The sequence below is a fragment of the Burkholderia sp. PAMC 28687 genome, from assembly GCF_001577465.1.
Taxonomy (GTDB): Bacteria; Pseudomonadota; Gammaproteobacteria; order Burkholderiales; family Burkholderiaceae; genus Caballeronia.
The window spans coordinates 192,027-210,389 of sequence record NZ_CP014505.1 but is presented as its reverse complement, the minus strand read 5'-3'; the positions used below and the strand labels follow the sequence as shown (position 1 = coordinate 210,389).

Here is an 18,363-nt window from a genome sequence, read left to right as displayed (position 1 = left end):
GGGTGTTGCAGATGGATACGGCTTACTGCACCTTCGGCTCCGGCTGGCGCAAACGAATATGCAGTTCCTTCAACTGCCGTTCGTCCACTTCGCTCGGGGCTTGCGTGAGCAAGTCGGTCGCGCGCTGCGTCTTCGGGAACGCGATCACGTCACGGATCGAATCGGCACCGGCCATCATCGTGACAATCCGATCCAGCCCGAACGCAATACCGCCGTGCGGCGGCGCGCCGTACTGCAGCGCGTCGAGCAGGAAGCCGAACTTGATCCGCGCTTCTTCAGCGTTGATCTTCAGCGCGCGGAACACCTTGCTCTGCACTTCTTCCTGATAGATCCGCACCGACCCACCACCGATTTCCCAGCCGTTCAACACCATGTCATAAGCCTTGGCAAGGCAGCGGCCCGGATCTGTTTCCAGATATTCCAGATGCTCGTCTTTCGGGCTCGTGAACGGGTGATGCGCGGCCACGTAGCGGTTGTCTTCTTCATCGAACTCGAACATCGGGAAATCGATGACCCACAGCGGCTTCCAGCCCGATTCGAACAGGCCGTTCGCGCGGCCAAATTCCGAGTGACCGATCTTCAGGCGCAGCGCGCCCAAGCTGTCGTTCACCACCTTCGCGCGATCCGCCGCAAAGAAAATGATGTCGCCGTCTTGCGCGCCGGTCCGTTCAATGATCGCGGTGATCGATGCGTCATGCAGGTTCTTCACAATCGGGCTTTGCAGGCCGTCGCGGCCCTTCGCGATGTCATTCACCTTGATCCAGGCCAGGCCCTTCGCGCCGTAGATACGCACGAACTCCGTGTAGCCGTCGATCTCGCTACGCGTCATCTCGCCGCCGCGCGGCACGCGAATTGCCGCCACGCGGCCATCCTTGGAGTTGGCCGGCGTACTGAAGACCTTGAAATCAACGTCACGGACAGCATCCGTCAGGTCCGTGAATTCGAGCTTAACGCGCAGGTCCGGCTTGTCTGAGCCAAAGCGGCGCATGGCTTCCGAATACAGCATGACCGGGAATTTTTCGTCGAGCGAAACGTCGATGGTCTTCTTGAACACGTGACGGATCATCGCTTCGAACAAGTCGCGGATTTCCTGCTCGCTCAGGAACGACGTTTCACAGTCGATCTGCGTGAATTCCGGCTGACGATCGGCGCGCAGGTCTTCGTCGCGGAAGCACTTCACGATCTGGTAATAACGATCGAAGTTCGCGACCATCAGCAACTGCTTGAACAATTGCGGCGACTGCGGCAACGCGAAGAACTGGCCGGGGTTCGTACGCGACGGCACCAGGTAGTCGCGCGCGCCTTCCGGCGTGCTCTTGGTCAACATTGGCGTTTCAATGTCGATGAAACCCTGCTCGTCCAGGTACTTGCGCACTTCGATTGCCACGCGATACCGCAAGCGCAGGTTCTGCTGCATCTGCGGACGGCGCAGGTCGAGCACACGATGCGTGAGGCGCGTGGTTTCGGACAGGTTGTCGTCGTCGAGCTGGAACGGCGGCGTGACCGACGGGTTCAGCACATTCAGCTCGTGGCACAGCACTTCAATCTTGCCGCTCGTCAGGCCAGCGTTCACCGTGCCTTCGGGCCGAGCGCGCACGATACCTTTCACCTGCACGCAAAACTCGCCGCGCACGCCCTCGGCGACCTTGAACATCTCGGCGCGATCCGGATCGCACACGACTTGAACGAGGCCCTCACGATCGCGCAGATCGATAAAAATCACGCCGCCGTGATCGCGCCGGCGATGTACCCAGCCGCACAGCGAAACGCTTTGGCCCAGGAGGGCTTCGGTCACCAGACCGCAGTATTCAGATCTCATCGACATGATGTTGTGTCTTTCGTTATTCATTGATCAACGGCGCGCGCAAACACACGGAAAACGGCGTTCGCGGCGCGCCGGCATTACAGCGGCGGGTCGACAGGACGGCGCGGCGCGGCCTGCACTTGCGGCATGGACGGCGCGACGACTCCCATTGACACGATGTACTTCAACGCAGCATCGACGGACATGTCGAGCTCGATGACTTCGCTTTTCGGCACCATCAGGAAAAAGCCCGAGGTGGGATTCGGCGTGGTCGGCACGTAGACGCTCACATGTTCTTCGGTCAGGTGATTGACGACGTCGCCGCCTGGAATGCCCGTCAGGAACCCGATGGTGTACGAACCCGAATGAGGATAACGGATCAGGAGTGCCTTGCGGAACGCGTTGCCGCTGCTCGAAAGCAACGTGTCCGACACTTGTTTCACGCTGGTATACAGCGGTCCGACCACGGGAATGTGACGCACGATCACATTCCACCACTCGACCAGTTTCTGGCCGACGAAGTTCTGCGTGAGCAAGCCCACGACAAAAATGAACGCGAGCGTGAGCACGGCGCCCAGGCCCGGCAGATGGAAACCGAACACGCGCTCGGGCTGCCAGGATTCCGGCAGGAGCAGCAGCGTCTGGTCCATGGTTCCGATCACGAGCCCGATCACCCACAAGGTGATGGCGAGCGGCACCAGCACCAGCAAGCCAGTCGCGAACACGGATTTCAACGTAGTCTTTTTGGTCGTCATTTACACAGCCGGAAGGCCGCACCGCTGGAATCCGCGGTTTGGCTGGTTCGCCGCCCAATGTGCAGCTTGAGTTTCAGGCGGACATCTGCGTGCGTGCGATCGGACAGATCGAGCGTTTGAGCGCGGTGAAAGTGATCGCGCGGGTCGGACTTCGTTTCCGTTGCAGACTTCGCGCTTCGCTTCAGGAGCCGGAAAAGCGTCAATTAGATGCCGGAGCAGCCGGTTTCGATGCCGCCGGGGTGGACGACGCGCTGCTCTTCGAGCTGTCCGATGCCGGTGCGCTCGCCGTGGACGAATCGCTTTTCGGCGATTCCTTGCCCGAGTTGCTCGAATCCGATGCGCCTTCGCTCTTCGTTTCGGCCTTGGCGCCTTCATCTTTCTTGGCGGCCGCGGGCGCGCCGTTATTGCCGCCGCGGAAATCCGTCACGTACCAGCCGGAGCCCTTCAATTGAAAGCCCGCAGCGGTGACCTGCTTGGCGAACGTGTCCTTTCCGCATTCCGGACAGGTCTTGAGCGGCGCATCGCTCATTTTCTGGAGCGCGTCTTTCTGAAAGCCGCATGACTCGCAGCGGTACGCGTAGATCGGCATGGCACTCTTCCTACGATTAACGTTTCGGCGCTTGCAAAGCCTTGAATTATAGCCGCAAACCATCAGCGACCCCTTAAATTCGGCCCCGCCCGCGCGGCTTTGCAACCCGATGCAACAGGTTGGCGCGCGTTTTACATCGCCGAAACGCGGCGCGCGAGCCGGCCGCGCGTAATTTTTCGTGCGGAGCGGTGCGGAAACCGCCACCTCCTTATTTGGCGGCAGTTTCCGCGGTTTAAAGAGCGGGCAGCTCAAATTCCGGGCGGCGGCGCCATGTCAGCCAGCGCTCGCGCCCGGCGAAGACGCTGATTGAACCGGTTACATCGTGCTCTTCGACCAGTTCGAAATGGGGAGTCAGCAACGCATCGAGCGCGTCCCTTTCGATACCAAACGGCGGCCCCTTGGGCGTCGCGCCGAGAAAGTAGAATCCGGCGAGCAATGCACCCGGTCGAAGGAGCGCCGCCATGCGTGTGGCGTAATCCGGCCAGCGCTCACGCGGCAAAGCGCAGAGAAAAGCGCGCTCGTAAATCCAGTCCGGTTCAAACGGCGGCTGATACGCAAAGAAATCCGCCTGTTCGACCACGTCCACGTGTCCGCCCAATTGCTGACGAGCCGCGGCGACCGCGCTCGGTGAAAAGTCGATGGCCTTGACCTGCCAATTTTCCTGCGTGAGCCAAAGCGCTTCGTACGCGCTGCCGCAGCCGGGAACCAGCACGCTTCCCAAGGTTTTGCGATGCTCGAGCGCAAACGCCATGAACGCCTCGGGGACGCCAGCCTGATCCCACGGCATGAAACGCCGGTCGAACCGTTCGTCCCAGAACTCGGGCGAATTGGCGTCGCGAGTATTGAACACGGGCGCCGCAGCGGGCCCAGCCGGTTTGGGGTCATCGACCATGGTCTAGCCTCCGTACGCAATTACCTGCCAGAACTCGGCGAGCACGGCGCCTGCGGCCACCGCCAGACCAAAAATCAGCAGCGCCTGCAACAGCCGGTTGGTCCGCTTCTGCTCTTGCAGGACCAGGCGAATGAGTTCGTCATTGCCGCCACGCGACGAGTCGTGCTGACTGGCCAGCGCCTGATGGATCAACCGGGGCAACTGGGGCATCGTCTTGCTCCATTGCGGCGCCTCGAGTTTGAGCCGTTCATACCAGCCACGCCAGCCGACCTGTTCGTTCATCCAGCGTTCGAGATACGGCTTGGCGGTCTTCCACAGGTCGAGATCGGGATCGAGTGAGCGGCCCAGGCCTTCCACATTCAGCATGGTTTTCTGCAGCAACACAAGCTGTGGCTGGATTTCGACATTGAAGCGGCGCGACGTGGAAAAGAGCCGCATGAGCACTTGTCCCAGCGAAATATCCTTGAGCGCCCGGTCGAAGTACGGCTCGCACACGGCGCGAATCGCGCTTTCGAGTTCTTCGACGCGCGTAGTCGGCGGCACCCATCCGGATTCCAGATGCAGCGTGGCGACGCGATGATAGTCGCGCTTGAAAAACGCCAGGAAGTTCTGCGCGAGGTAGTTTTTATCGAAGTCGGAAAGCGCGCCCACAATGCCGAAATCCAGCGCGATATACCGCCCGAACGTGTCCTCCGCCAGACTCACCTGAATGTTCCCGGGGTGCATGTCGGCATGAAAAAAACCGTCGCGGAAAACCTGCGTGAAAAAGATTTCGACGCCTTCCTGGGCCAGCTTGGGAATATCGACCCCGGCCGCCCGAAGCACTTCCACCTGGCTGATCGGCACGCCGACCATGCGCTCCATGACGAGGACCGTGGGCGCGGAATAGTCCCAGTACATCTCCGGGACCATCAGCAAATCGAGGCCCGCAAAGTTGCGCCGCAACTGGCTGCCGTTTGCGGCTTCGCGCATCAGGTCGAGTTCGTCGTGGAGATATTTGTCGAACTCGGCGACCACTTCGCGTGGCTTCAAGCGCTTGCCGTCGGCCCACAAACGCTCGGTCCAGTAAGCGATGTCGCGCAGCAACGCCAGGTCCGAATCGATGACCGGCAGCATATTCGGACGCAACACCTTCACCGCGACCGGTTTGCCCACGTGCGCGCCCGTCTTGATCTTGGCGAAGTGCACCTGCGCAATCGATGCACTCGCAACCGGCACGCGCTCGAAGTCGTCGAACAAAACGTCGATAGGCGCACCCAGCGACTTTTCCACTATCGCGATAGCCACATTCGAATCGAACGGCGGCACCTGATCCTGCAACTTCGCGAGTTCATTCGCGATATCGACCGGCAGCAGATCGCGGCGTGTGGACAGCACCTGCCCGAACTTCACGAAGATCGGGCCCAGGCTTTCGAGCGCGAGACGCAAACGCACGCCACGCGCGACCTCGAACTTTCGGCCGAACGTGGTCATGCGCATCAGCAGGCGAACGCGCCGGTCCTGAATGCCGCTCAGCACCAGTTCATCGAGCCCGAATCGCACTACGGTGAAGAAAATCTTGAAAAAACGCAGAAAGCGCATGGTTCAGCCCATTACTTGCTCGTGCCGCGCGATGACGCGGCGCCGGGCGCAGATGCGCCTCGGGCTTCGGCTTTTTGTTCGAGTCGCTCGATGCGTTTTTCGACGCGCGCAAGCGCGTCCCGGGCTATCGACAGTTCGGCATTGAAGGTGTCGAGGGCGCTGCGGCGCACGAGTTGAGGTTGTTCGTCGAGCAGGTATTCCGCCACGGATTCAAGCAGGTTGCGCCCCGACCGGCGCGCTTGTTCACCCACCAGCCGCACGGTGGAACCGATCCGGTACGCCGGCCCGTCACCAATCACGCGCGCCAGATCTTCTTCAGGTTCCCAGCGCAAATGCTCGGCCAGTTTCGCGATCGTCGTTGCAAACTCGGCGTCGCCTTCTATGCGCACGTGTTTCATCACGGCCGCCTGGCCGCCTTGCATGAACGCGGGAATGGCATCTGGCGGCACGGAGAGCGTGACGTCGAAGGTAGCCTGGTTCTCGTCGATAGCGCCAATCAGCCCGTCTGGCTGCACCATCAGATACAGCGAGAACGGCGCGAGCACGAAGCACGCCGTCTTGCCTGCGTACGGGGCAAGACGCTCGCGGGCCCATGGTTCGCGCGCGAGCACGTGGTTCACAGCGGCCGCGAACGCCTTCGATGCGGTTCTGGCTGCAGCCTGGGTGGCAGAGGGGACTGCGGGCTGGGCGGATTCGTCTGCGTGCGTCATCGGCTCTGAGATGAAAAAACCCGCACAAGCGGTCACTCGTGCGGGTTTCTATTCTACCTTTGCAACTGGCGTTATCGTTTGGCAATGGTCACGCCAAACGCAACGTTAGCCGTCCGGTCTAGCCGACAAAGCCTGAACATGGCCTTGGTCGCCCTGGTCGACAGTCAGCTAACTTGCTGAATCCCGGCCAGCAACCAGCCCTCGTTGCCGTACTTCTGCTTCGACAGGTTCCAGATTTCGACGAACGGCTCGGCAGCAGCACCTTCCGTTTCGCGGATCAGGCCATGGAAACGGACGCTTGCGAGGCTTTCCGTGCCGCGATCCTCAACGCCGAGGATGTCGGCATTGAGTTGCACGACATCCGTACGGTTCGGCTGCGTGCCGCGTGCGTCGATATCCAGCTTCACCTCAGCGAACATTTCCGGCGTGGTGAACTCGCGGATGTCGTTCGAATTGCCGCGATCCCACGCGTCCTGCAAACGCACGAAATAAACCTTCGAATTGCGCAGGAACGCTTCGGTATCGAAACCGGACGGCACGGCGACTTGCGGGGCTGCCGCTGCGTCGACCGGACTCGTATAGCTCTGAACGCCCGACGGACCGTACCCACCCGGCGCCGACGGCGGAACGTAGCTCGGTTCCTGCGCCTGATTCATGCCGGTACGAGCGCTGCCTCCAAACGGCGAACCCGCGCCGGCACTGGCCAAAGCGGGGCTCGCGCCTTTCCGGCGGTTCATGATGAAGCGGAAGATCATCACGGCAGCCAGAACGATCAACGCGATCATGATCATGTTGGCCATTGCGCCGGCGAACGCGCCGCCCAGACCGAAGTGCGACAGCAATGCCGCGATACCCAAACCAGCCGCAAGACCGGCGATCGGTCCCAGCCAGCGGTTACGCGCGGGTGCCGCAGCGGCGGCCGGCGCTGCAGCGGGTGCTGCGCGCTGAGCGTTCGCGGCCTGACCCGGCTGCATGGACTGCGACGGCGGCGTGGCCTGATGTTGTTGGGTGGCCGTAGTGGATTGACGGCCCATGCTGCGGCCGCCGCCCATGCGGCGAGCCTCGGCGTCTTCTGTAACGAGTGCACCGGCCATGATTACGCCAGCCAGCGCAACGACCCCGGCTTTCCTGAATAACGACTTCAGGAAACCCCGAGATTGGGGTAAGCGCGAATCGGACATTTCGAATCCTTTTAAAAAGTGGAACACTAAAATTTGGTCCCGACGTGTAACGCTACCACGCCACCTGACAAATTGTAATATTCGACTTGTTCCAAGCCAGCGCGTTCCATCATTGTTTTTAAAGTTTCCTGGTCCGGATGCATCCGGATCGATTCCGCAAGGTAGCGGTAGCTATCTGCATCTTTCGCTATTTTGTCTCCAAGCCACGGCAAAATCTTGAAACTGTACAGATCGTAGGCTTTCTTGAGCGGGTCCCAGACTTTCGAAAACTCCAGGACCATCACTTTCCCACCCGGTTTCACGACGCGATACATTTCGGCCAAAGCACCATCTTTGTGCGTCATATTACGAAGTCCAAAGGCAACTGTAATGATATCGAAATAATTGTCGGGAAACGGAATCTTCTCTGCGTCGCAGATCAGCGTGGGCGTGATCACACCCTTGTCGAGCAGCCGGTCGCGCCCGACGCGCAACATCGATTCGTTGATATCCGTGTGCCAGACTTCGCCTTTTTCGCCGGCCTGCTTGGCGAACGCTTTCGCCAGATCGCCCGTCCCGCCTGCCAGATCGAGCACCTTGTAGCCCGGCCGCACCTTCGCCTGACCGATCGTGAACAGCTTCCACGCGCGATGCAAACCGCCCGACATCAGGTCGTTCATCAGGTCGTAATTGCTCGCGACTGAGTGGAACACGCCCGCCACCTTCTTCGCTTTGTCTTGTTCGTCGACCGTTTCAAAACCGAAGTGGGTCTTGCTCATCGCGTTTGTCCTCGCCTTTTGTTCGTGTAATTGGCCGAACCCTTAGAGCAGTCGGCCTTGTGCTGCGGCAAATCGCCGCTGCCAAATTTAAAATGGGTCAGTGGCAGTGTCCGCCGGACGCTTTCGGCGCCATCGGCGTGTCGCGATCGACGCCCGCCGCTTCCAGCTTACCCAGATACTCCGCCCACAACTCGTCCTGGCGCACTGCGAGGTCGTGCAGGATGTCCCACGAATAAATGCCCGTGTTGTGGCCATCGGAGAAATTGAGCTGGAGCGCGTAGTGGCCAACGGGATCGACAGAAATGATCGATACATCGCGCTTGCCCGTCTGCAGCGTTTCCTGGCCGGGACCGTGCCCCTGAACCTCCGCCGACGGCGAATATACGCGCAATAGCTCGAACGCGAGGCGATACGTCTGATCGTTCGCGTATTGCAACTCGAGCGCGCGCGTCTTGGAATGCACGACGATGCCAGTCGGAATCGGCGTTTGTTTGGTAAGTCCGCTCATGTTGAGCCTTTATTGAAAGTCTTGGGCTATGACCCGAACGCCAGCGCCATTTCGCTGCGTACGGCTTCGCGCAGCAAGGTTGCCTGAGCGCGCCGGTTCGACAGCAGCGCCTGCGAGACCGTGCGCTGGCGCGGCGCCCAAATGGGCAGCGGGAAACGGGAATCGTTGGAATGGCGGGGAATGACGTGCCAATGGACGTGAGGCACCTGGTTGCCGAGGCTCGCCAGATTCACTTTTGCGGGCGAGATGACGCGCCGGATCGCGCGCTCGACGCCGTTCACCGCCGACATCAGCTTTGCGCGGTCCGCGTTTTCGAGATCGGACATCTCGGCTACGTGCGCGGTCCAGATCACGCGACAAAACCCCGGCCAGTCGGGCTCATCGGCGAGGACGACGCGCAGCGCGTCGTCCGACCACAAGACGTCGCCGCCGTCTTCACGACAAAAAACACAGTCCATCGTTTTCCTCTAGCGAAACTACCCCGGTTCGCTATTACACCAGCACGCGCTCGATCCCGCCATCGTTAGCACGTGCGACGTAATCTTCCATCCAGCTCGCGCCGAGGACCTTGCGGGCGATTTCCACGACGATGTAATCCGCTTCGATGTTCGCATCCTCGTTGTACCGTGACAAACCCTGCAGGCACGACGGGCAGCTTGTGAGGATCTTGACGTCGGTACCGGTGGATAACGCGCCGTCCCCTGCTTTTAGCACTGAACCCGGCGCAGCGCCCGCCGTTCCTGCAGACGCGTTCGCCAGATTGATGCCGTTGGCGCCAGCTTCGGCCACAAGCGGAATGTCGCGCAACTTCGCCGCGCCCTTGCGGATTTCCTCTTCCTTGCGGAATCGGACTTGCGTGGAAATGTCCGGACGCGTGACCGCGAGCGTGCCCGATTCGCCGCAGCATCGATCGTTCTTCTCGATTTTGTATCCATCGTGCGCCGAGCCCATGATGTCGTTCACGAGCTTGATCGGGTCCATGGTCTTGATCGGCGAGTGGCACGGGTCGTGGTACATGTAGCGCGTGCCGCTCACGCCTTCCAGCTTGATGTTCTTTTCAAGCAAAAATTCGTGGATATCGATGATCCTGCAGCCCGGGAAGATCTTCTCGAATTCGTAACCAGCAAGCTGGTCGTAGCAGGTTCCACACGACACGACCACCGTCTTGATGTCGAGGTAGTTCAGCGTATTGGCCACGCGATGGAACAGCACGCGGTTATCCGTGACGATCTTTTCGGCTTTGTCGAACTGGCCTGCACCGCGTTGCGGATAACCGCAGCACAAGTAGCCCGGCGGCAAGACCGTCTGCACGCCCGCCTCCCACAACATGGCCTGCGTCGCGAGACCGACTTGCGAGAACAAACGCTCCGAACCGCAGCCCGGGAAATAAAACACGGCTTCCGTATCCGACGTGGTCGTTTTCGGATTGCGGATGATCGGGACGATCTTGTTGTCCTCGATATCCAGCAGTGCCCGCGCCGTTTTCTTCGGCAAATTGCCGGGCATCTTCTTGTTCATGAAGTGGATGACCTGCTGCGTCACCGCCGGCTTGCCGACCGTTGCCGGCGGCTTCGCCGTCTGCTTCTTCGTGAACTTCTTCAGCACGTCGTTGCCGAGACGTTGCGCCTTGTACCCGACGCCCATCATCGCCGTGCGGGCGAGGTTGATGGTCTGCGGGTTCGTGGCGTTCAGGAAGAACATGCCCGCCGCGTTGCCCGCGTTGAATTTCTTCTTGCCCATCTTGCGCAGCAGGTTGCGCATGTTCATGGTGACATCGCCGAAATCGATCTTCACCGGGCACGGCGTCACGCATTTGTGGCAAACCGTGCAGTGATCGGCGACGTCGTTGAATTCGTCCCAGTGCTTGATCGATACCCCGCGACGCGTCTGCTCTTCATACAGGAACGCTTCGACCAGCAAGGACGTGGCGAGGATCTTGTTGCGCGGGCTGTACAACAAGTTGGCACGCGGAACGTGCGTGGCGCAAACCGGCTTGCACTTGCCGCAACGCAGGCAATCCTTGATGGAATCGGCGATCGCGCCAATATCCGATTGCTGCATGATCAGCGATTCATAACCCATCAGCCCGAAACTCGGCGTGTAGGCGTTACGCAGATCGGCGCCCGCTAACAACTTGCCCGCGTTGAAGCGGCCGTTCGGATCGACCCGTTGCTTGTACGCCCGGAATTCGCCGATTTCTTCTTCCGTCAGGAATTCCAGCTTCGTGATGCCGATGCCGTGCTCGCCCGAAATCACGCCGTCAAGGTCACGCGCGAGCTTCATGATGCGTGCGACCGCAACGTGCGCGTCCTGCAGCATCTCGTAGTTATCGGAGTTGACCGGGATGTTCGTGTGGACGTTGCCGTCGCCCGCGTGCATGTGGAGCGCGACGAACACGCGGCCACGCAGCACCGTCTTGTGGATGTTCTGTGCCTCTTCGAGGATCGGCTTGAACTCGCCGCCATTGAAGATATGGCGCAATTCCGCGCGCAGTTCCTGCTTCCAGGAAATGCGGATTGTGCGGTCTTGCGCGACATCGAATACGCGAACGCCTTGCTGTGAATCCACGCGATCCGCGAGCTTCTCGGCGAGACCTTCGTAACCGAGTTGAACCAGATAATGCTGCGCTTCGCGCAACGGCATATCCAGCTTTTCGCCGACGAACGTCCAGCGTTCACGCACGCGCTTGAGCAGATCGAGCGCTTGCTGCACGCGGTCTTCGAGCAACTCGGCGCTCGGGATTTCGTTCGCGTCGTCGCTCTTGCCAAGCGGCAGCTTGCCAGCCTTGAAGAAGGTTTCGAGCGCATCGACCAGTTGCAGCTTGTTCTTGATCGACAACTCGATATTGATCCGCTCGATTCCATCCGTGTATTCGCCCATGCGGTTGAGCGGAATCACGACGTCTTCGTTGATCTTGAACGCGTTCGTGTGCTTGGCGATAGCCGCCGTGCGCGAACGATCCAGCCAGAAACGCTTGCGCGCCTCGGCGTTCACCGCAACGAAACCTTCACCGCTCTTGCCGTTTGCCATGCGCACGACTTCGGACGTTGCCTGGGCGACCGCATCCGGATCGTCACCGACGATGTCGCCAATCAGCACCATCTTCGGAAACGCGTTGCGCTTGCTTTTGGTCGCGTAACCGACGGCGCGCAGATAGCGTTCGTCGAGATGTTCGAGCCCGGCGAGGATCGCGCCGCCCTGCTTCGACGTCTCGAACAAATAATCCTTGATCTCCACGATGCTCGGAATCGCGTCGCGCGCCTGGCCGAAAAACTCCAGGCAGACCGTGCGCGTATGCGCGGGCATCTTGTGCAGGATCCATCGCGCCGATGTGATCAGCCCGTCGCAACCTTCCTTCTGAACGCCAGGCAGACCCGACAGGAACTTGTCCGTCACGTCCTTGCCGAGCCCTTCCTTGCGGAACTTCGTGCCGGAGATATCGAGCGATTCCGTGCGCAGCAGTTTTTCGCCTGGCGCGCGCGAACCGTCGAACCAGTCGAGCCGAAAACGCGCCACGGGAATATCGTGGATCTTGCCGAGGTTGTGGTCGAGGCGCGTGATTTCGAGCCAGTTGCCTTCCGGATCGACCATGCGCCACCAGGCGAGGTTGTCCAGCGCGGTGCCCCACAAAACAGCCTTCTTGCCGCCGGCGTTCATTGCGACATTGCCGCCTACGCACGATGCATCCAGCGACGTCGGGTCCACGGCGAACACGAATCCGGCCTGCTCGGCGGCTTCGGTCACGCGGCGGGTCACGACGCCCGCGCCCGAGAAAATGGTCGCGACCTTGCCATCGACACCCGGCAGATCCGTCATCTCGACGGGACCGAGCTGTTCCAGTTTTTCCGTGTTGATGACGGCCGCGAACGGCGTCAGCGGGATCGCGCCGCCGGTGTAGCCCGTGCCGCCTCCGCGCGGAATCACGGTCAGTCCGAGTTCGAAACACGCTTTGATCAGGCCGGCGATCTCGGCTTCGGTATCGGGCGTGAGCACCACGAACGGGTATTCGACGCGCCAGTCGGTCGCGTCCGTCACGTGGGATACACGCGATAACCCGTCGAACTTGATGTTGTCTTTCTCGGTGACCTTGCTGAACACCTTCGATGCCTTCTTGCGCAAATCGTAGGTCTGCTCGAACTCCTTTTTGAAGTCCTCGACCGCGCGGCACGCGGCGCTGATCAGCAACTCGACTCGCGCGGCACGGTCGCGGCCGGCATCGTCCTGATGTTGCGAGAGGTCGGCCTTACGACGCTTCTCGATATCGCCCAGACGATGGTTCAGCGCTTCGATCAACAATGCGCGGCGTTTCGGATTGTCGAGCAGATCGTCCTGCAGGTACGGATTGCGGCGCACCACCCAGATGTCGCCCAGCACCTCGTAGAGCATGCGTGCCGAGCGGCCCGTGCGGCGTTCGCTGCGCAAATTGGCGAGCGCGGCCCACGCTTCTTCGCCCAGCAGGCGGATCACGATTTCGCGATCGGAGAACGACGTGTAGTTATAGGGAATTTCGCGCAGGCGCGGCTCGGTATCCAGGGCCACGGCATGCGCGGCGCCGTTCGGATCGAAGGCTTGGGGTGCGTTCATATTCGACAGTTCGGTGGGCCGGCGCCCGCGCTGTTGGAAGCAGAAGCAGCGGTATAGCCGGCATTGCGCGGGGAAGCGCAGTTTTTCGAGTGAAACTTTTTTAGTGAAGGTGCTCGCCGGCAGAGGGTGGCAAGCGATGCAAAACCTTCGAAGGTACCGGAATCAGCGCCACGATCGCGCATCTCGCGCTAACTGCGCATGAAATTTCCCAGCCGCGCGGGTTGTGCGGCACAGCGCGCTGCACTCGGGTTGAGCGTTGCGAGGAACATGCGTCAAAAAGCCGGTCCGGCACTGCCGTTGCATCTTCCGATCCTGTATCGAAAAGCGAATTCTAACCCATCGCGATATTCGCCGTTCGCGCTCGCTAGCGGGTTGAAGGGCTTTATGCATGCGCTTTTCGGACGGCTTTTTGACGATTTTCGCGCGTCCGGCGGTTTTACCTTGCCGCCAGTACCAGCCGGACGATACGCGCCATGATCGCCCCGGTCTGAGCGGCCAGTTGTTCCGCGGGCGGCGATACAGCCGATGTCGCTACCGCCAGCCGCAACCCCGGCGCCCACAGCGCAAACTGTCCGCCGTATCCCCAGCCCAGTACAACCGGATTACCGTGGATCACACCGGTGAACCACAAGTAACCATAACCGATGTTCGAAACATGCCTGACACGCCAGCTCGCCGCGCCATGAGAGTGCGTGCTGTCACTCACCCAGGCGCCGGGAATCACGGTACGGCCATGCCACTTGCCGTCATTGGCCATGACCCAGATCAATTTCATCAGGTCGCGCGGACGCAGCGCCAGGCCGGCGAAGCTCAGCGACCGGCCGGCGTTGTCGCGGGCCCATTCGTAGCGCTCGATGCCAAGCGGGGCGAAGAGATCGCGCGCGGCGAGATCGGCGAGATCGAGGCCTTCTGCCCTCGACAGGATCGGCGAAATCAGCGAAACGGCCGGGTCGTTGTAGATCCAGGGCGGTGGCGATGTTGGATCGGCAGGAAGCGCGAGCGCCATGGAGACCAGATCGGGCGCGCTCATGAGTTCGTCGTAACGCGCTTGCCAGTCGTAGATGAGACCCGCCCTCCCCGAAAGGATTTGCGCGAGGGTTACGCCGGCTGCGGGTGAATCAGGCGCCTTGGCCACCGCTTCCGGCAAAAGCTCGCGCACCGTCGCCCTCAATCCTCCTCGGATCACGCCACACTGCAGCGCCTGTCCGACCAGCATGGAGGTCACGCTCTTGGTAATTGAATTGAGCGGCTGGAGGTCGTCGGCTGACGCGCCGCTGTAATAGCGTTCGCCAACCAGCGATCCGTTGCGGACCACGAGCAGGCTGCGAAGGCCGGGTTCGCGCGCTCCGTTGTCCAGCACGTCGGCCAGCACGCTGGCGTCGAATTCATGCTTCTCACGTTTGTCTGTCAGCCAGTCTGAATGCATATCCAATCCACCGTGAACAGTTGAATGAACCCGCAAGCATGACCGGCGCGTGTCTCAGGGTTTGGGCGCGGACGGTCAAGTAGACGCGGAGCCACGGCTATTCTTCGCCCGGCCAGACCACCACGCGCGAAATATGCGGAAAAGTGACAATCGTCGCCTCTCGTCGGGGGACGCGGATTGCGGGCGCCGGCGGTGCGCTAACGAAGTCGAAGACCGCCCGAGCCGGGCGCCGGCGGCCCCCTGAGCTATCATTATTGCTTTCGCTCAAAAATGGCGTGCTCCCGAGCGCGCGAACGGCTCCTGCATGGCACACCCTGATTACCTGAAGAAAGTCCTGACCGCGCGCGTCTACGACGTCGCCCGCGAAAGCGAACTCGAACCCGCCCGCAATTTGTCCGCGCGACTGCACAACTCGGTCTATCTGAAGCGCGAAGACAACCAGCCGGTGTTCTCGTTCAAGATTCGCGGCGCGTACAACAAGATGGTGCACCTCCCCGCCGATATCCTCGCTCGCGGCGTGATTACGGCATCGGCGGGAAATCATGCTCAAGGGGTCGCCTATTCCGCCACGCGGCTCGGCTGCAAGGCCGTGATCGTCGTGCCGGTGACCACGCCGCAAGTGAAGATCGACGCCATGCGCGCGTTCGGCGGCCCGACCGTCGAAATCGTCCAGCACGGCGAGTCGTATAGCGACGCCTACGGCCACGCCGTCAAGTTGCAGGAAGAACGTGCGCTGACCTTCGTTCATCCGTTCGATGACCCCGACGTGATCGCAGGCCAGGGCACTGTCGCGATGGAAATCCTGCGCCAGCATCAAGGCCCGATCCACGCCATCTTCGTCCCCATCGGCGGCGGCGGACTGGCGGCGGGCGTCGCGGCGTACGTGAAAGCGGTGCGCCCGGAGATCCGCGTGATCGGCGTGCAGTCCATCGATTCATGCGCGATGAAGCAATCCATCGCCGCCGGCGAACGCCTCACGCTGACTGAAGTGGGCCTGTTCGCGGACGGCACGGCGGTAAAACTCGTCGGCGAGGAAACGTTCCGGATCTGCCGCGAACTGCTGGACGAAGTCGTCACGGTAGACACCGACGCACTCTGCGCCGCCATCAAGGACGTCTTCCAGGACACACGCAGCGTGCTGGAACCTTCGGGCGCGCTGGCAGTTGCGGGCGCGAAGCTCTACGCCGAGCGCGAAGCGCTGGAAGCGAAGACGCTCGTCGCCATCACGTCCGGCGCGAACATGAATTTCGACCGCATGCGGTTTGTCGCGGAACGGGCAGAAGTCGGCGAAGCGCGCGAAGCCGTGTTCGCCGTGACGATCCCCGAAGAGCGCGGCAGTTTCCGGCGCTTCTGCGAACTGGTCGGCACGCGCAGCGTGACCGAGTTCAACTACCGGATCGCGGATTCGAACGCCGCGCACATCTTTGTCGGCGTGCAGATCAAGACGCGCAACGAAGCCGTGCAGATGGCGAATGCGTTTATCGAACATGGGTTTGCCACGGTCGATCTCAGCCACGACGAACTCTCGAAGCAACATATCCGCTACATGGTCGGCGGCCATTCGCCGCTCGCGCAGGACGAACGCCTGCTGCGATTCGAATTCCCCGAGCGTCCGGGCGCGCTGATGAAATTCCTTTCATCGATGGCGCCGAACTGGAATATCAGCCTGTTCCATTACCGCAACCAAGGCGCGGACACGAGCTCAATCCTGGTCGGTATCCAGGTTCCTCAATCCGATAACGCCGCGTTCGGGCAATTCCTCGCGACGCTGGGTTACCCGTGGTGGGATGAAGGCGCGAACCCGGTCTACAAGCTGTTCCTGGCCTGACCGCGCATGGCGTTCACGCTCGATGACAAGCTGGTGGTCGCGATTTCGTCGCGAGCGTTGTTCGATTTCGAGGAAGAAAACGAGGTCTACGAATCCGGCGATCTGCGCGAATACGAAGCGCTGCAGCGTTCGCGCTTGAGCGTTCCGGCTAAACCGGGTATCGCGTTTTCATTGATCGAGAAACTGCTGGCGCTGAACGTTGACAGCGAGCGGCGCGTGGAAGTCGTGATCCTGTCGCGCAGCGATCCCATCAGCGGGTTGCGCGCGTTCAGTTCATGCAAGGAACATGGCCTTGCGATTGAACGCGGCGTGTTCACGCGCGGCGAGTCGCCGTTTCGATATCTGGAACCGTTTCGCGCGTCGTTGTTTTTATCGGCGAATTCGATCGATGTACGCGATGCCATCGCCGCCGGCTTCCCCGCCGCGACAGTCGTTCCGCGAGCGCCGCTGACGGCAAGCCGGTATCCTGACGAGATTCGCATTGCCTTCGACGGCGACGCTGTCCTTTTCTCCGACGAAGCCGAGCAAGTGTTTCAGTCGCGGGGATTGCCCGCGTTTGTCGAGCACGAGGTCGGCAAGAAGGATCTGGCTCTGGCAAACGGTCCGTTGAAACCGTTGCTCGAAGCGCTTCACAAGCTGCAGAAACTCAGCCATGAAGCAACGCGGATGCGCATTCGCACGGCGCTCGTCACTGCGCGTTCCGCACCGGCGCACGAACGCGCGATCCGGACGCTGATGGCCTGGAACATCGAAATCGACGAAGCGATGTTCCTCGGTGGATTGAACAAGGGCCCGTTCCTGGCCAAGTTCGAACCCGACTTTTTCTTCGACGACCAAATTGGCCACATCGAATCGGCCCGCGTCGTGACAGCGACCGGACACGTACCGAATGGCATAGCGAACGCATCATGACGCCAGAACAATCTCCCCTTGGTAAGCCGGTCCAGTACCGCGAACAATACGATCCTTCGCTGCTCTTTCCCATCGACCGGGCGTCGGGCCGCGCGGCGATCGGGCTGACGGCGCGACTGCCGTTTTTCGGCACGGACATCTGGAATGGCTATGAGCTTTCGTGGCTGAACCGCAAGGGCAAGCCGCAGATTGCGGTGGCGACGTTCATCGTGCCGGCGGATTCGCCGAATATCGTGGAGTCGAAGTCGTTCAAGCTGTATCTGGGATCGTTCTCGCAGACGGCTTTTGATTCCATCGATGAAGTTCGTGCCGCCATTCGCAAGGACGTCTCCGCTATTTGCGGCGCGAACGTTTCGGTTCAGCTTGTCGCGCCTTATGAGTTTGGCGTGAAGTTGAAGATGGAAGAATTCGAGGGTTTGTCGCTGGATCGGCTGGACCTGGATGCGGATATTTATACGCCCGATCCGTCGTTGTTGAGCGCATCACATGGTGAATCACCGGTCGATGAAACCTTGTTCTCGAACCTGCTGAAATCGAATTGTCCGGTCACCGGCCAGCCGGATTGGGGCAGCGTGCAGATTCGATACGTCGGCGCGCCGATCGATCACGCCGGTTTGCTCCGGTACATCATTTCGTACCGCGAACACACGGGGTTTCACGAGCAATGCGTCGAGAAAATCTTTGTGGATGTGATGCACGAATGCAAGCCGGAACGCCTTGCCGTTTATGCACGATACACACGGCGCGGCGGGCTCGACATCAACCCGTTCCGGACCAACTTCAATCTGCCGATGCCGGATAACGCGCGGCTTGCGCGGCAGTGAAATATCGCACG

At 60.8% G+C, this 18,363-nt stretch carries 15 protein-coding genes; 3 read left to right on the top strand and 12 right to left on the bottom strand.

What is annotated here, in order from left to right; genetic code table 11:
- Window positions 1–22: 22 nt before the first annotated feature.
- The 12 genes from aspS to AX768_RS00955 all read right to left on the bottom strand — a co-directional run bounded on the left by aspS (window position 23) and on the right by AX768_RS00955 (window position 14,788).
- Entirely contained in the window at window positions 23–1,825 is a 1,803-nt protein-coding gene (aspS, locus tag AX768_RS01015; protein ID WP_062000673.1) for an aspartate--tRNA ligase, read from the bottom strand.
- 77 nt (window positions 1,826–1,902) lie between these two features.
- Window positions 1,903–2,559: a DUF502 domain-containing protein gene (locus AX768_RS01010; RefSeq protein ID WP_061998406.1), complete on the bottom strand. Its 657-nt coding sequence runs from the start codon at window positions 2,557–2,559 to the stop codon at window positions 1,903–1,905.
- A gap of 199 nt (window positions 2,560–2,758) precedes the next feature.
- Window positions 2,759–3,148, bottom strand: coding sequence for an FmdB family zinc ribbon protein (locus AX768_RS01000; protein WP_061998404.1), 390 nt, complete (start codon window positions 3,146–3,148; stop codon window positions 2,759–2,761).
- 232 nt (window positions 3,149–3,380) lie between these two features.
- Window positions 3,381–4,040 carry a methyltransferase domain-containing protein gene (locus tag AX768_RS00995; protein ID WP_061998403.1) on the bottom strand — a complete coding sequence of 220 codons (660 nt, stop codon included), beginning with the start codon at window positions 4,038–4,040 and terminating at the stop codon, window positions 3,381–3,383.
- 3 nt (window positions 4,041–4,043) lie between these two features.
- On the bottom strand, window positions 4,044–5,621 hold the full coding sequence (gene ubiB / locus AX768_RS00990) for a ubiquinone biosynthesis regulatory protein kinase UbiB (RefSeq protein ID WP_061998402.1): 1,578 nt from the start codon (window positions 5,619–5,621) through the stop codon (window positions 4,044–4,046).
- A gap of 11 nt (window positions 5,622–5,632) precedes the next feature.
- A complete protein-coding gene (locus AX768_RS00985; RefSeq protein WP_082771368.1) occupies window positions 5,633–6,331 on the bottom strand; it encodes a ubiquinone biosynthesis accessory factor UbiJ in 699 nt (232 codons plus the stop codon).
- Window positions 6,332–6,495: 164 nt separating this feature from the next.
- Entirely contained in the window at window positions 6,496–7,512 is a 1,017-nt protein-coding gene (locus AX768_RS00980; protein WP_061998401.1) for a Tim44 domain-containing protein, read from the bottom strand.
- Window positions 7,513–7,538: 26 nt separating this feature from the next.
- A complete protein-coding gene (gene ubiE, locus AX768_RS00975; RefSeq protein WP_061998400.1) occupies window positions 7,539–8,270 on the bottom strand; it encodes a bifunctional demethylmenaquinone methyltransferase/2-methoxy-6-polyprenyl-1,4-benzoquinol methylase UbiE in 732 nt (243 codons plus the stop codon).
- 97 nt (window positions 8,271–8,367) lie between these two features.
- Complete coding sequence (locus tag AX768_RS00970) at window positions 8,368–8,778, bottom strand: gamma-butyrobetaine hydroxylase-like domain-containing protein (RefSeq protein ID WP_061998399.1); 411 nt, start codon at window positions 8,776–8,778, stop codon at window positions 8,368–8,370.
- A gap of 26 nt (window positions 8,779–8,804) precedes the next feature.
- Window positions 8,805–9,236, bottom strand: coding sequence for an HIT family protein (locus AX768_RS00965; RefSeq protein WP_061998398.1), 432 nt, complete (start codon window positions 9,234–9,236; stop codon window positions 8,805–8,807).
- A gap of 34 nt (window positions 9,237–9,270) precedes the next feature.
- Window positions 9,271–13,362 carry a DUF3683 domain-containing protein gene (locus AX768_RS00960; protein WP_061998397.1) on the bottom strand — a complete coding sequence of 1,364 codons (4,092 nt, stop codon included), beginning with the start codon at window positions 13,360–13,362 and terminating at the stop codon, window positions 9,271–9,273.
- 436 nt (window positions 13,363–13,798) lie between these two features.
- Window positions 13,799–14,788, bottom strand: a complete 990-nt coding sequence (locus AX768_RS00955) for a serine hydrolase domain-containing protein (RefSeq protein WP_061998396.1) — start codon at window positions 14,786–14,788, stop codon at window positions 13,799–13,801.
- Window positions 14,789–15,092: 304 nt separating this feature from the next.
- Here AX768_RS00955 and ilvA point away from each other — a divergent pair, with 304 nt between their 5' ends.
- The 3 genes from ilvA to queF are packed head-to-tail and all read left to right on the top strand — an operon-like array spanning window position 15,093 to window position 18,352.
- Window positions 15,093–16,616 (top strand): threonine ammonia-lyase, biosynthetic, encoded by a 1,524-nt coding sequence (ilvA, locus tag AX768_RS00950; protein WP_061998395.1) that lies wholly within the window; start codon window positions 15,093–15,095, stop codon window positions 16,614–16,616.
- A 6-nt stretch (window positions 16,617–16,622) separates the two neighbouring features.
- Window positions 16,623–17,528, top strand: coding sequence for a 5'-nucleotidase (locus AX768_RS00945; protein WP_061998394.1), 906 nt, complete (start codon window positions 16,623–16,625; stop codon window positions 17,526–17,528).
- The gene (queF, locus tag AX768_RS00940; RefSeq protein ID WP_061998393.1) at window positions 17,525–18,352 is read left to right on the top strand and encodes an NADPH-dependent 7-cyano-7-deazaguanine reductase QueF; all 828 of its coding nucleotides are present in this window, start codon (window positions 17,525–17,527) and stop codon (window positions 18,350–18,352) included. The genes AX768_RS00945 and queF overlap by 4 nt, the downstream gene beginning before the upstream one ends.
- Window positions 18,353–18,363: the final 11 nt, after the last annotated feature.